This window comes from Lysobacter sp. S4-A87 (assembly GCF_022637455.1).
Taxonomy (GTDB): Bacteria; Pseudomonadota; Gammaproteobacteria; order Xanthomonadales; family Xanthomonadaceae; genus Lysobacter_J.
The window spans coordinates 49,023-62,532 of record NZ_CP093341.1 but is presented as its reverse complement, the minus strand read 5'-3'; the positions used below and the strand labels follow the sequence as shown (position 1 = coordinate 62,532).

Here is a 13,510-nt window from a genome sequence, read left to right as displayed (position 1 = left end):
CGCGGTTATATCCACCATGCGACCGTCTATCTGTCATGTTCCGGAGAAGAGAAGAAGGCCCGCTTTCGCGGGCCTTCTCTCAATCACATGTTGCGACGATATTCCCCGCCCACGTCATAAAGCGCATGACTAATCTGCCCCAAGCTATGCGTCTTGACCGCCTCCATCAGGCTGGCAAACACATTCCGCCGCTCCCGCGCCGTTGCCTGTAGCGACTTGAGCCCCTCAGCCGCATAGCCGTTCCGGTTGCCCTGGTACCCGGCCACGTTCTGGATCTGCTGCCCCTTCTCGCCTTCCGTGCTGCGGATCAGCTCGATCTCGGTGACGATGTCGCCGCCGTGGTCCTTCGGCAGGAAGGTGTTCACGCCGATCAGCGGCAGTGAACCGTCGTGCTTCTTGTGCTCGTAGTACAGACTCTCTTCCTGGATCTTGCCGCGCTGGTACATGGTGTCCATCGCGCCGAGCACGCCGCCGCGCTCGCTGATCGCCTCGAACTCCTTGTAGACGGCTTCCTCGACGATGTCGGTGAGCTTGTCGACGATGAAGCTGCCCTGCCAGGGGTTCTCGTTGAAGTTGAGGCCCAGTTCCTTGTTGATGATCATCTGGATCGCCACGGCGCGGCGCACGCTTTCCTCGGTCGGCGTGGTGATCGCTTCGTCGTAGGCGTTGGTGTGCAGGCTGTTGCAGTTGTCGAACAGCGCATACAGCGCCTGCAGCGTGGTGCGGATGTCGTTGAACTGGATCTCCTGCGCGTGCAGGGAGCGGCCGCTGGTCTGGATGTGGTACTTCATCATCTGGCTGCGGCTGCTGGCGCCGTAGCGCTCGCGCATCGCGCGTGCCCAGATGCGACGGGCGACGCGGCCGATGACGGTGTATTCCGGGTCCATGCCGTTGGAGAAGAAGAACGACAGGTTCGGCGCGAAGTCGTCGATCTTCATGCCGCGCGCGAGGTAGTACTCGACGATCGTGAAGCCGTTGCTCAGGGTGAAGGCGAGCTGGCTGATCGGGTTCGCGCCGGCCTCGGCGATGTGGTAGCCGGAGATCGACACCGAGTAGAAGTTGCGAACGCTGCGGTCGACGAAGAACTGCTGGATGTCGCCCATCATGCGCAGGGCGAACTCGGTGCTGAAGATGCAGGTGTTCTGCGCCTGGTCTTCCTTGAGGATGTCGGCCTGGACGGTGCCGCGCACGGTCGCCAGGGTGTGCGCCTTGATCTTCTCGTAGGTCTCGGCGTCGACGACCTGGTCGCCGGTGACACCCAGCAGGCCCAGGCCGAGGCCGTCGTTGGTCTCCGGCAGCATGCCGCTGTAGGTCGGGCGCTGGCGCCCTTCGAACATCGCCTCGATCTTGTCGTGCGCTTCGTCCCAGCGCGCCTGGTCGGCGCGCAGGTACTTCTCGACCTGCTGGTCGATGGCGGTGTTCATGAACATCGCTAGGATGATCGGCGCCGGGCCGTTGATCGTCATCGACACCGAGGTGCTGGGCGCGCACAGGTCGAAGCCGGAGTACAGCTTCTTCATGTCGTCCAGGGTGGCGATGTTGACGCCGGAGTTGCCGATCTTGCCGTAGATGTCCGGGCGCACGGCCGGGTCTTCGCCGTACAGCGTGACGCTGTCGAAGGCGGTGGACAGGCGCGCGGCCGGCTGGCCGACCGACAGGTAGTGGAAGCGGCGGTTGGTGCGCTCGGGCGTGCCTTCACCGGCGAACATGCGGATCGGGTCTTCGCCGGTGCGGCGGTACGGGTAGACGCCGCCGGTGTAGGGGTAGTAGCCCGGCAGGTTCTCCTTCTGCAGGAAGGTCAGCAGCTCGCCCCAGCTCTTGTACGTGGGCGCGGCGATCTTCGGGATCTTCTGGTGGCTGAGCGACTCGCGGTAGTTCTCGACGCGGATGGTCTTGTCGCGGACCTGGTACTCGTTGACCTCGTCGGTGATCGACTTCAGGCGCGCCGGCCAGCCGCGCAGCAGCTTGAGGGCGTCGGAGGTGAGGGTCTGGACGGCGTCGTTGTAGCGCTGGCGCAGCGTCAGCAGGGTCTTGTCGCCACCGTCGGTGAGGGCCTCGGCGGCGAACAGGTCCAGCGCCTTGGGCAGGCTTTCGTCACCCAGGTCGTGCAGCGACTGCCAGTAGCTCTGCGCGCGATCGGCCACTTCCGCCTGCGTCTCGATCTGCGCGTTGATGCCGCGGCCTTGTTCGGCGATCTCGGCCAGGTAGCGCACGCGCGCACCCGGGATCAGCACGGTCGCGCGCGGTTCCTTCAGCGAGGTGTCGATCTGCGGCGTCCACTTGTCTGCAGGCAGCGACAGCTTGTCGCGCAGCAGGCGGCACAGGTTGGCGAACATCCAGCTGATGCCGGGGTCGTTGAACTGGCTGGCGATGGTCGGGTAGACCGGGACGTCCTCGTCCTTGGTCTGGAAGGCCACCCGATTCCGCTTCCACTGCTTGCGCACGTCGCGCAGGGCATCCTCGGCGCCGCGCTTGTCGAACTTGTTGAGCACGACGAGTTCGGCGAAGTCGAGCATGTCGATCTTCTCCAGCTGGCTCGGCGCGCCGAAGTCGCTGGTCATCACGTACATCGGGAAGTCGACCAGGTCGACGATCTCCGAGTCGGACTGGCCGATGCCGGCGGTCTCGACGATCACCAGGTCGTAGCCCAGACCCTTGAGGAAGCCGATGCAGTCCTTGAGCACGGTGTTGGTCGCCGCGTGCTGGCGGCGCGTGGCCATCGAGCGCATGTACACGCGCTTGGAGCGCAGCGAGTTCATGCGGATGCGGTCGCCCAGCAGCGCGCCACCGGTACGGCGACGGGTCGGATCGACCGAGATCACGGCGATGCGCATCTCGGGGAAGCTGGCGAGGAAACGGTTGAGCAGCTCGTCGGTCACCGACGACTTGCCGGCGCCGCCGGTGCCGGTGATGCCGATGACCGGGGTCTTGCCGCCGGCCAGCTGCCACTGCTTGCGCAGGTGCGAGAGCTGGGATTCGTCGAGCAGGCCTTCCTCGATCGCCGAGAGCATGTGGCCGATGCTGATTTCATCGTCCTTGTCGGGCGCGTGCTCGGGCGTCTTGGCGCCCTTGCGGGCATCGTTGGCGCGACGGATCACGTCCTCGATCATCGCCACCAGGCCCATGTGCATGCCGTCGTTGGGGTGGTAGATGCGCTCCACGCCGTAGCCCTGCAGCTCGCGGATTTCTTCCGGCGTGATAGTGCCGCCGCCGCCGCCGAACACGCGGATGTGCGAGGCGCCACGCTCGGCGAGCATGTCGACCATGTACTTGAAGTATTCGACGTGGCCGCCCTGGTAGGACGACAGGGCGATGCCGTCGGCGTCTTCCTGCAGCGCGGCGCGGACGACGTCCTCGACCGAGCGGTTATGGCCCAGGTGGATGACCTCGGCGCCCTGCCCCTGGATCAGCCTGCGCATGATGTTGATGGCGGCGTCGTGGCCGTCGAACAGGCTGGCGGCGGTGACGAAACGCAGCGGGCTGCTCTCGACGGCGGTTTCGGGGAGGGGGCTGGCAGGGGTGCTCATGACGCGCTCAATACGGAAACGATCGAATGCGGATTGTAGCGCGTCGGACATTCAGGCCCCCACGCCCGGGCATTGGCCGTCCCGCCCCGCATCCCCCGTGATCCCCCAGACACCCCTGCGCCGCCCAACCGGTTATGGCTACACTCAAGCCCCAAGCCATCGCCACCATGTCAGAAGACACCGTCCTCCTAGAGCTGCGCCGCCAGGCCCACCACGGTTCGCCGCAAGCGCTTTACCAGCTTGCGACGGCGCTGGTGCTCAGGCATGAGCTCGAAGAGGCGTTCGCCCTGCACCGCCGCGCCGCCGAGGCCGGGTTGGCCAATGCGCAGATCGAATGCGCGCGCATGCTGCTGTACGGCGTGGGTTGCGAGGCCGATGCCGAACTCGCCAGCGCCTGGCTGTTGCGCGCCGAGCACGCGGGCAGTCCGATCGCCAGTTACTTCCTTGCGCTGGTGGCACTGGGCGGCTTCGCCCTGCCGCGCGACGGACGCATCAACGAGCGACTGTTGCGGGCAGTACGCGCCAACTATCCGCCGGCACTGCGGGCTGTCGCGATCCACTTCGGCCGCAAGCCCGGCGATGCCGACCAGACCCGCTGCATCCAGATGCTGGAACTGGCCGCCGGCCACGGCGACGCCGTCGCCGCGCGCTTGCTCGCGGAGCGCCTTGCGCGTGGCGAAGGCTGCGCACGCCAACCCTTCGCGGCGCGCGACATCTGGGCGCAGCTGTCGGCCGTCGGCATCGGTGCGATGCCCGAAATCGCCGTGCCCGAGTACCGCCCGGAAGGCACGACGCCCGGCTCGCTGTCACTGGAAGAAGTGCTGTCGCCGGTCGCGTTGAAGCGGCAGTCGCTGCGCCCGCGCGTGTCGACCCTGGATGGCCTGCTCAGCGCCGACGAATGCCGGCTGCTGGTGGCCACCGCCGAAGTGCGGTTGCAGCGGTCGCAGACGGTCGATCCGGAAACCGGTCTGCCGGTCCCCCTGCAGATCCGCACCAGCAGCGACGCGGCCCTCGACCCGATCCTGGAAGACATGGCGCTGCGCTGCGTGCAACTGCGCATGGCCAGTGCCGCCGGCGTGCCGCTGTCACACGCCGAGCACCTGACCGTGCTGCGCTACGAACCGGGCCAGGAGTACCGCCCGCACCGCGACTATCGGCCGCCCGGCTCGATCGAACGCGACCGCCCGCAGGCCGGCAATCGCCTGCGCACCATCTGCGTCTATCTCAATGAGGTCGAGGCAGGCGGTGAAACGCATTTCCCGGTCTCGGGCCTCAAGGTCGCCCCGCGCCCCGGCCGCGCAGTGGTCTTCGACAACCTCCACCCCGACGGCTCGCCCGACGTGGATTCACTGCATGCCGGCCTGCCGGTCGAGCGCGGTGAGAAGTGGCTGGCCACCCTGTGGCTGCGGCAGGCGCCCTACCGCAATTTCTGAACAGGCATCACGGCGACAACCCCATTTTGCCGGTCGTGTCGCGTACGTATGCGTATCCGTCGATTGGATTAGACTGTCGCGCCTGTGGCGAGGGGTTGCCCCCTGCTACGGAGGCGAATCCTTTTCGATTCAACTACTTACACATCACAGTTGGCGTTTAGCGCGACGCGCGAATCCTGACGCCAGCAGCGGAGCACCCGATGATTTTCGAAACTCTGGACACTTTCGGCCACGAGCAGGTCGTGTTTTGCCACAACAAGGACGCGGGCCTGAAGGCCATCATCGCGATCCACAACACCGTGCTCGGTCCGGCCCTGGGTGGCACCCGCATGTGGCCGTACAAGACCGAGCAGGATGCGCTCAATGACGTGCTGCGCCTGTCGCGCGGCATGACCTACAAGAACGCGGTCGCCGGCCTGAACATCGGCGGCGGCAAGGCCGTGATCATCGGCGACCCGGCGGCCGACAAGTCCGAAGCGCTGTTCCGCGCCTTCGGCCAGTTCGTCGAAGCGCTGGGCGGCCGTTACATCACCGCCGAGGACGTCGGCATCGACGTCAACGACATGGAATACGTCTACCGCGAGACCGAGTACGTCACCGGCGTGCACCAGGTCCACGGCGGTTCCGGCGACCCGTCGCCGTTCACCGCCTACGGCACCCTGCAGGGCCTGATGGCGACGCTGAACAAGCGCTTCGGCGACGAGGAAGTGGGCAAGTACTCCTACGCCGTGCAGGGCCTGGGCCATGTCGGCATGGAGTTCGTGAAGCTGCTCAAGGAGCGCGGCGCGAAGATCTACTGCACCGACATCAACAAGACCCTGGTCGACAAGGCCGTGTCCGAGTACGGCGCCGAAGCCGTCGGCCTGGACGAGATCTACGACGTGCCGGCCGATGTCTACTCGCCGTGCGCGCTCGGTGGCACCGTCAACGAGAACACCCTGCCGCGCCTGAAGATGAAGGTCATCTGCGGCGCCGCCAACAACCAGCTGGCCAACAACGCCATCGGCGACGAAGTGTCCAAGCGCGGCATCCTGTACGCACCGGACTATGCGGTGAATGCCGGCGGCGTGATGAACGTGGCGCTGGAACTCGACGGCTACAACCGCGAACGCGCCATGCGCATGATGCGCACGATCTACCACAACCTCGCGCGCATCTTCGAGATCGCCGAGCGTGACGCGATCCCGACCTACCGTGCCGCCGACCGCCTGGCCGAAGAGCGCATCAGCGCGATCGGCAAGCTGAAGCTGCCGCTGGGCCGCAGCGCACCGCGCTTCCAGGGCCGTATCCGCGGCGGGCACTGATTACCTGTCTGCAGCAACGCAACAAAGAACGCCCGGCACCGCCGGGCGTTTCCTTTCGTAGCCCGGGCAAGGCCAAAGGCCGCACCCGGGGAAACACGCATCGGATCGCGGCAACTTCCTGCGCGGACGCGGCCCCCGGGTGCGGCCTTGGCCTTACCCGGGCTACGTCTGGATGACCGGCATCGGATGAAGTCGATATCATCCACAACTACCGCACCCACAAGCCGCGTGACAGGCGGCCGCTGATCCACCAAGAGGCCTCACATGCGCAGCTTTTCACTGGGTGACGATCTCGACGCACTGCGCGATGCAGTCCGCCGCTTCGCCGACGCCGAGATCGCACCGCGCGCCGCCAGCATCGACGAGGACAACTGGTTCCCGCAGGACCTGTGGCCCAAGCTCGGTGAACTGGGCCTGCTCGGCATGACCGTGCCCGGCGAGTATGGCGGCAGCGACATGGGTTACCTCGCCCACCTGGTGGCGATGGAGGAGATCTCCCGCGCTTCCGGTTCGGTCGGCCTGAGCTACGGCGCGCATTCCAACCTGTGCGTGAGCAACCTCTACGCCAACGGCAACGAGGAGCAGCGCAACAAGTACCTGCCCAAGCTGTGCAGCGGCGAGTGGAAGGGCGCGCTGGCGATGAGCGAGCCGGGCGCCGGCTCCGACGTGGTCGGCTCGATGATCTGCCGCGCAGAGCGCAAGGGCGACGTCTGGGTCGCCAACGGCAACAAGATGTGGATCACCAACGGCCCCGAGGCCGACGTGCTGATCGTCTACATGCGCACCGCAGGCAAGGAAGCGGGCAGCCAGTGCATGACCGCCTTCATCGTCGAGAAGGGCATGAAGGGTTTCTCGACCGCGCAGAAGCTCGACAAGCTCGGCATGCGCGGCTCCAACACCTGCGAACTTGTGTTCGAGGATTGCGAGATCCCGGCCGAGAACGTCCTCGGCGAAGTCCACAAGGGCGTCAAGGTGCTCATGCGCGGCCTCAACACCGAGCGACTGGTGCTGACCGGCGGTCCGCTCGGCCTGATGCAGGCCGCACTCGACATCGCCCTGCCCTACGTGCGCGAGCGCAAGCAGTTCAGCGCCGCCATCGGTACGTTCGGCCTGATGCAGGGCAAGATCGCCGACATGTACACCTCGCTGCAGTCGAGCCGCGCCTTCGCCTACCAGGTCGCGCGCGACTTCGACAGCGGCCACAGCAGCCGCGTCGATGCGGCCTCGTGCCTGCTTCACGCCTCCGAGGCGGCGGTGCAGGTCGCGCTGGAAGGCATCCAGGCGCTGGGCGGCAACGGCTACATCAACGAGTTCGCGACCGGCCGGATCCTGCGCGACGCCAAGCTCTATGCGATCGGCGCCGGCACCAACGAGATCCGCCGCATGCTGATCGGCCGCGAGCTGTTCAACGACAAGCACTGAACCAACGCCTTCCCCGCCATCCGGGGAAGGCGCAGTCGCTTCATCCGCTTACCAGCCCATCGACCACGTCGCCATCGTGCGCGTCCAGGTCTGGCCGTCCAGGCTCTGGGCGTCGACATCGAAAGCGATGCGACCGGCGTGGCGCAGTTGCGTGCCGAGGCTGAGACCCACCACACCGACGTCGCGGTCGAGTGACTCGCCCAGGATCGGCGACCACACATCCAGTGCGGTGAAGCGCGCCTGGATGTCACCGCCCGACTGCGACAGCAGCCGCTGCCATTCGGCCCGGCCCTGCAGGATCCACAACGACGAGCCAACCGACCAGTCGTAGCCGAACCGTGCGCCGAGCAACGCCTGGCTCAGTTTCGCCGTCGATGCGGTGGTGCTGAGCCCGAACCCGGCGGCTCCCTGCTCGCTGAATCCGTCGCGATCGAGCTGCAACGACTGCACGCCGGCATACGGCGTGATGCGCCCGCGGCCGATGGCCACCGGCAGGCCAGCCTGGAGGCCGACGGTTGCGTAGCGATGCGCATAGTCGGTTTCGACGCGGAACGAGTCCGCGCCCAGCAGCACATCGCGTTGCAACCAGCGCTGCATGCGGCCGACGGCGAGGCTTCCCAGCAGGTAGCCATCGCCCAGGTCGTAGGCGGCATAAAGCTGCGCTTCTGCCTGGCGGTTGTGCTCGCGGTCGTAGCGCACGGCGTGGTGCGCGTAGCCTTCGGTTTCGGCCAGTGCCGCACCCACGACCAGGCGATCGCCGTAGCGGACGTCACGCCCCATCATCCAGCCATTGGCGTCGACCTCGAACTGCGACATCGCCCGTTGCGCCCGCAATCCATCGGCCCAGCCGCCCGCGACCGGCGCCGCCTGCAGTGCGTCCACGCGCGACTCGAGTGCGCGCCGGTTGCCTTCGATGGCCATCAGCGCAAAGGAGGTGTCGGCGCCATGGAGCTCGCCGGACAGGCTCGACAGCGACTGCTGGACGATCGCCGGTGTCTGCGCGTGCTGCAGGGATGCGGCGCCGGCAACGAAATCGTCGCCTGCCACCTCGCCCGCCCTGTCTATCTCGTCGAATGCGCCTTCCACGCGCTCGGCGCTGGCCAGCGCGGCCGCCTGCAACCCCATCGCCTGTGCGGCCGTGGTGACCTCCAGGCGGGTGACGTCGAGCCAGACATCGGTGCTGCTGTATCCGATGGTGGCCTGGAGCAGCACCCCGGGACCCGTGCTGAGGCCGGAGAACTGTCCAGCCACATTGCGCGCCGAAAGGAACGTCGAATGGCTGCTGGTGACGTAGCCGGGACGGCTGCCCACGACACGCAGTTCGCCGTCCAGCGAGGCGGTGCCTTCGACGTAGAGCCACGAACCCAGCATCAGGTCCATGCGCGCCGTCGATGCCTGCTGATAGTCGCCCACCACGCGCAGCACGTTGTCGACGCGCAACGTACCTGCGTTGTCCGTGGGCCCCACGCGTGCGTAACCGGACAGCGTCCCGTTGGGACCAATGGTCACCGGCGAGGTGATCTCGTAGGTGACCTGCAGTTCGCCGCCCAGGACCTGGGTCCGTCCGGTGTAGGTGTTGGAACCGGTCAGCACCAGCTTGCCGGTGCCTTCCTTGATCAGGCCGCCGGCACCCATGATCGGGTTCGCCCAGGTCGACGTGGTGCCATCGAATGACACGCGGACGTCGCCCCAGTCGAAGCGGTAGGGACCGTCCATCGCCATGCGCAGGTTGAGCATGCCGCGGCCGAATACCGGATCGACGCCGGGCGCGCCCTTGTCGACGGCGGTGCCCAGCAGCGTCTGCCTGACCAGGTCATTGTTGAAGTACGGGAACTTCTGCCACACCAGCGCGGCCGCGCCCGAGATCTGCGGCGCGGCGAACGAGGTGCCCCGCACGATCCAGTAGCTGGGATCGCCCACGGCATCGTCTTCGCCGGTCACGATCACATCGCCCGGGGCCACCAGGCAGTAGTTCATGGCGATGCCGCAGGCGTTGGAGTAACTGGCCAGCTGCTCCTGGTTGTTGCTGTCCAGCGCCGCCGCCGCGATCCAGCCGCGCTCGAGGATTTCGGCCCCCGCACCCTGGCTGGGCAGCGACGCCGTGTCGGACGGCTGCGACCTGGATTCGTTGCCGGTGGAAAACACCACCAGGCCACCCCAGTCGAGGATGAAGGGTTTGTAGGCGTTGATGAAACTGGTGGTGACATTGTCGCCATTCCAGTACAGCCCGCCCCAGGAGTTGTTCATGATCTTCGCGCCGGCGTCGATCAGGTCCTGGTGAATGAAGTCGAGTCCATCGGCGCTGCTGACTTCGTTGCCCTGTCCGGAGCCGTCGTCCTTGGGAGGCGCATCGGAGATGATCCGCGCCGAGACGAACTTCGCATCGGGCGCGACACCGCCAGGCCAGTTCCCGACCGGTTTGCCGCCGGCGATCTGCGCCACCCAGGTGCCGTGGCCGATCTTGTCGTCGACGCTCAGGTCGTTCGTGCGCGGATCCAGGTAGACGAGGTTCTCGATGACGCGACCGTTCAGCGCAGGGTGATCGCGGCGGATACCGCTGTCGATCAGGCCGATCGTCACACCCTGGCCCGTGATGCCCTGGTTGTGCGCGTAGCTCACGCCGGTATGCGTCAGGTGCACGCCGATGGGCGGTTGCGGCTTCGGCGGCGGGCTCGGCGGGCTTGGTGGTGCCGGCGGCGGAGCAGCAGGCGCGGGATCGCTGCGGACATTGCCGCCACCGCCGCCACCGCACGCGGCCAACCCCATTACACACAGACCCAGCATCACTGCGTGGGCCAGCGGCCCACGTGCCATTTCCTTACGACGCATGTTGTTTCCCCGGTCAGCGCATCTCCGCTCCCCAGCGGGACCAATGCGCCGTCTCGAAATCATTGAACCATGAGCTTGCCGGCCATGCACCTGCACCGTTCGCAGTTCCGACCCGGGATCAGTACCCCACCGACCAGGTCAGCATGCCGCTTGCCCACAGGCCGTCCTGGTCATGTCGCGCGTCGATGTCCAGGCCGATCCGGCCGGCATGGCGAAGCCGCGCGCCCAGGCCGAATCCCAGCACCCGCGCATCGCCGGGCGCCTCGCTCCTGATCGGCGACCAGACGTCCAGCGCAGAGAAGCGTGCCTGGATGTCGCCACCCGATCCGGACAGCAGGCGCTGCCACTCGACGCGCCCCTGCAGGCTCCACAAGGTCGAACCGGACAGCCAGTCCCAGGCGACTCGCGCGCCAAGCAGCCCCTGGCTCAATTTCGTCGTCGAGTCCGACGTGCTCAAGCCGAAGCCGGCTGCACCGGGTTCGCTGAAACCATCGCGCTGCAACTGCAATGCCTGCACACCGACGTACGGCACGATCCGGCCTGCGCCGACGGCCAGTGGCAGGCCCACCTGCGCGCCTGCGGTTGCGTAACGGTGGGCATAGTCGGCATCGACGAGAAACGATTGCGCTCCCAGCAAAACGTCGCGCCGGGTCCAGCTCTGCATCCTGCCGAGCGCAAGGCTGCCCATGAGGTAGGCGCGGCCCAGGTCGTAAGCGGCATAGAACTGGCCTTCGACCAGGCGATTGCGGGCGCTGTCGTAGCGCAGGTCGTGGTCGGTGTGGCCTTCGGTCTGTGCCAGTGCCGTGCCCAGGGTCAGGCGCTCGCCGAAGCGGCGATCCTGGCCAAGCGTCCAGCCGTAGGCATCGGCATCGAAATGCGACACCGCACGCTGCGCCGACAGCCCTTCGACCCATGCCCCGGACGCCGGCGCCAACTGCAGCGTGTCCACGCGGGACTCAAGCGCGCGACGATTGCCCTCGATCGCCATCAGCGCGAATGCCGTGTCGGCGCCGTGCAGCTCGCCGGAAAGACTGGACAGTGTCTGCTCCGCGGCCGCGGCATCGGGCATGCGCTGGATCAGGCCGGCGCCGGTGAGGAAATCCGCACCACTGTCGCCGCTTGCGAGCTGGCCGCTGTCGATGGCATCGAATGCACCCTCCACCCGTTGCGAACTGGACACCGCCGTCGCGCTGAGCCCCATGCTTTGCGCGGCGGCCGTGACCGACAAACGGTTGATGTCCAGCCAGGCATTCCTGGCGTCGTAGCCGAGCACGGCTTCCAGCAGCACGCCCGCACCCGCACTCAGGCTGGTAAAGGTTCCGGTCAACCCGCTGCTGGTCACCAGCACATTCTCGCGGGACTGACGCACGTAGCCCGAGCGGACACCGAGCACCTGCAGGTCGCCGCCCTGCAGGACCGCCGTGTCGGCACGCAACACGTTGCCGACATACACGGCAAGCCGCGCGCCCGCGTTCTGGCGGTACTCACCCTGCACGACGATGCCGCCGTCGGCCGACAACTTCACCGTGCCGGAGTTGGCGAGGCTGCCGCGGACGGTCAATTGCGGTGACGGGTCTTTCTCCAGCGTCGCTCCACTGCCTACGACCACCGGACCAGGCAGGCCATCGTTGTTGGCTCGCAGGGTTCCGCCCAGGATCCGTGTCTGGCCGCTGTAGAGGTTGGCGCCCGATGCGAGCACCAGCGTGCCACTGCCGAGCTTGGTCAGTCCGCCGGCGCCACTGATCTGGTTGCTCCAGGTGGACGTGCCGCCGTCGAACGACACCGTCACGTCGCCCCAGTCGAACCTGCCCGGTCCCTGCACCGCTCTGCCGACATTGAGCAAGCCGTATCCGGTGGTTGCATCGACGCCCACAGCGCCCATGTCGGTCGCCGTGCCCAGCAATGTCTGCCGCACCAGGTCGTTGTTGAAGTACGGGAACGCCTGCCAAACCAGCGCGGCGGCGCCGGCCACCTGCGGTGCCGCCAGCGAGGTTCCGGTCCACCGCCAGTAGGTCGGCGAGGTCGGGCCATCGCCGGTGCCGGTAACCACGACATCGCCCGGCGCCAACAGGCAATAGCGCATGGCCACGCCACAGGCATTGGAGTAACTGGCCAGTTGCATCGACGCGGTGTCCAGTGCGGCAACCGCAAGCCAGCCGCGCTCCAGGTCGGCAGCCGGCAGGCTGCCGCCGGGCCCGGCCTGGCTCGGCAACGAGGCGATGCTCGACGGATTGGGCTGGGAATCATTGCCGGCGGCAAACACCACCAGGCCATTGCCGACGAAGGCGCGGTACTCGTCGGCAACCACGTTGGTGACGGCAGGGTTGGTCCAGGTCAGACCACCCCACGAGTTGTTCATCACCCTCACGCCACGGTTGATCAACTCCTGGTGGATCGCCCTGAGACCGAGCTCGCCAGTGACCTGCTCGTCGCCACCGTCGGGCGGATCGGTGTCGTTGAGGATGCGGGCCGACACGATCTCCGCACCCGGAGCGATGCCGCCGGGCCATGCACCAAACGACCTGCCCGCCATGATCTGCGACACCGCCGTGCCATGGCCATGGGCATCGTCGACGAGAAGGTTGTTCGGCGGAGACGCGACGTAGTTGAGGTTGGCCAGCACCCGCGGCGCCAGCGCGGGGTGATTGCGCATGACGCCACTGTCGAGCACGCCGATGCGAACGCCAGCGCCGTTGAAGCCAGCCTGGTGTGCCGCGCTGGTGTTGGTGATCGACAGATGCCGGCTGTATTCCGGGTTCGGCGCGAACACCACCGGCGGCGGCGGCGCGGCCGGCGGTGGCGGCGGCGCGGGAGTCGGAGGAGCGGAGCTCGGCGGCGGATCCGGGCGCATGTTGCCGCCACCGCCACCACCGCCTCCGCCGCAGGCCACCAGGCCGAACAGCGCCGACAACAGCACCGGCCACAGCACAAAGCTGCGCATCGCAACGACAGGTCCCGCTTGCCGGCCGCGCATGTCGCCCTCGATCGATGGCGC

The 13,510-nt window shown here is 67.0% G+C and carries 6 protein-coding genes; 3 read left to right on the top strand and 3 right to left on the bottom strand.

Annotated features, from left to right (window positions below; genetic code table 11):
• Nucleotides 1–83: 83 nt before the first annotated feature.
• On the bottom strand, nucleotides 84–3,527 hold the full coding sequence (locus MNR01_RS00260; RefSeq protein WP_241919009.1) for a methylmalonyl-CoA mutase family protein: 3,444 nt from the start codon (nucleotides 3,525–3,527) through the stop codon (nucleotides 84–86).
• A gap of 167 nt (nucleotides 3,528–3,694) precedes the next feature.
• Between MNR01_RS00260 and MNR01_RS00255 the strand changes: the two genes are divergently transcribed.
• From MNR01_RS00255 to MNR01_RS00245, 3 genes are all read left to right on the top strand, one after another.
• Nucleotides 3,695–4,960 (top strand): 2OG-Fe(II) oxygenase, encoded by a 1,266-nt coding sequence (locus MNR01_RS00255; protein ID WP_241919008.1) that lies wholly within the window; start codon nucleotides 3,695–3,697, stop codon nucleotides 4,958–4,960.
• Nucleotides 4,961–5,160: 200 nt separating this feature from the next.
• Complete coding sequence (locus MNR01_RS00250; RefSeq protein ID WP_241919007.1) at nucleotides 5,161–6,264, top strand: Glu/Leu/Phe/Val dehydrogenase dimerization domain-containing protein; 1,104 nt, start codon at nucleotides 5,161–5,163, stop codon at nucleotides 6,262–6,264.
• 264 nt (nucleotides 6,265–6,528) lie between these two features.
• Nucleotides 6,529–7,686 carry an isovaleryl-CoA dehydrogenase gene (locus MNR01_RS00245; protein WP_241919006.1) on the top strand — a complete coding sequence of 386 codons (1,158 nt, stop codon included), beginning with the start codon at nucleotides 6,529–6,531 and terminating at the stop codon, nucleotides 7,684–7,686.
• A 48-nt stretch (nucleotides 7,687–7,734) separates the two neighbouring features.
• On the opposite strand, the gene MNR01_RS00240 is transcribed toward MNR01_RS00245, so the two are convergent.
• Both MNR01_RS00240 and MNR01_RS00235 read right to left on the bottom strand, forming a co-directional pair.
• Complete coding sequence (locus MNR01_RS00240; protein WP_241919005.1) at nucleotides 7,735–10,515, bottom strand: autotransporter serine protease; 2,781 nt, start codon at nucleotides 10,513–10,515, stop codon at nucleotides 7,735–7,737.
• Nucleotides 10,516–10,633: 118 nt separating this feature from the next.
• Complete coding sequence (locus tag MNR01_RS00235; RefSeq protein ID WP_241919004.1) at nucleotides 10,634–13,456, bottom strand: autotransporter serine protease; 2,823 nt, start codon at nucleotides 13,454–13,456, stop codon at nucleotides 10,634–10,636.
• Nucleotides 13,457–13,510: the final 54 nt, after the last annotated feature.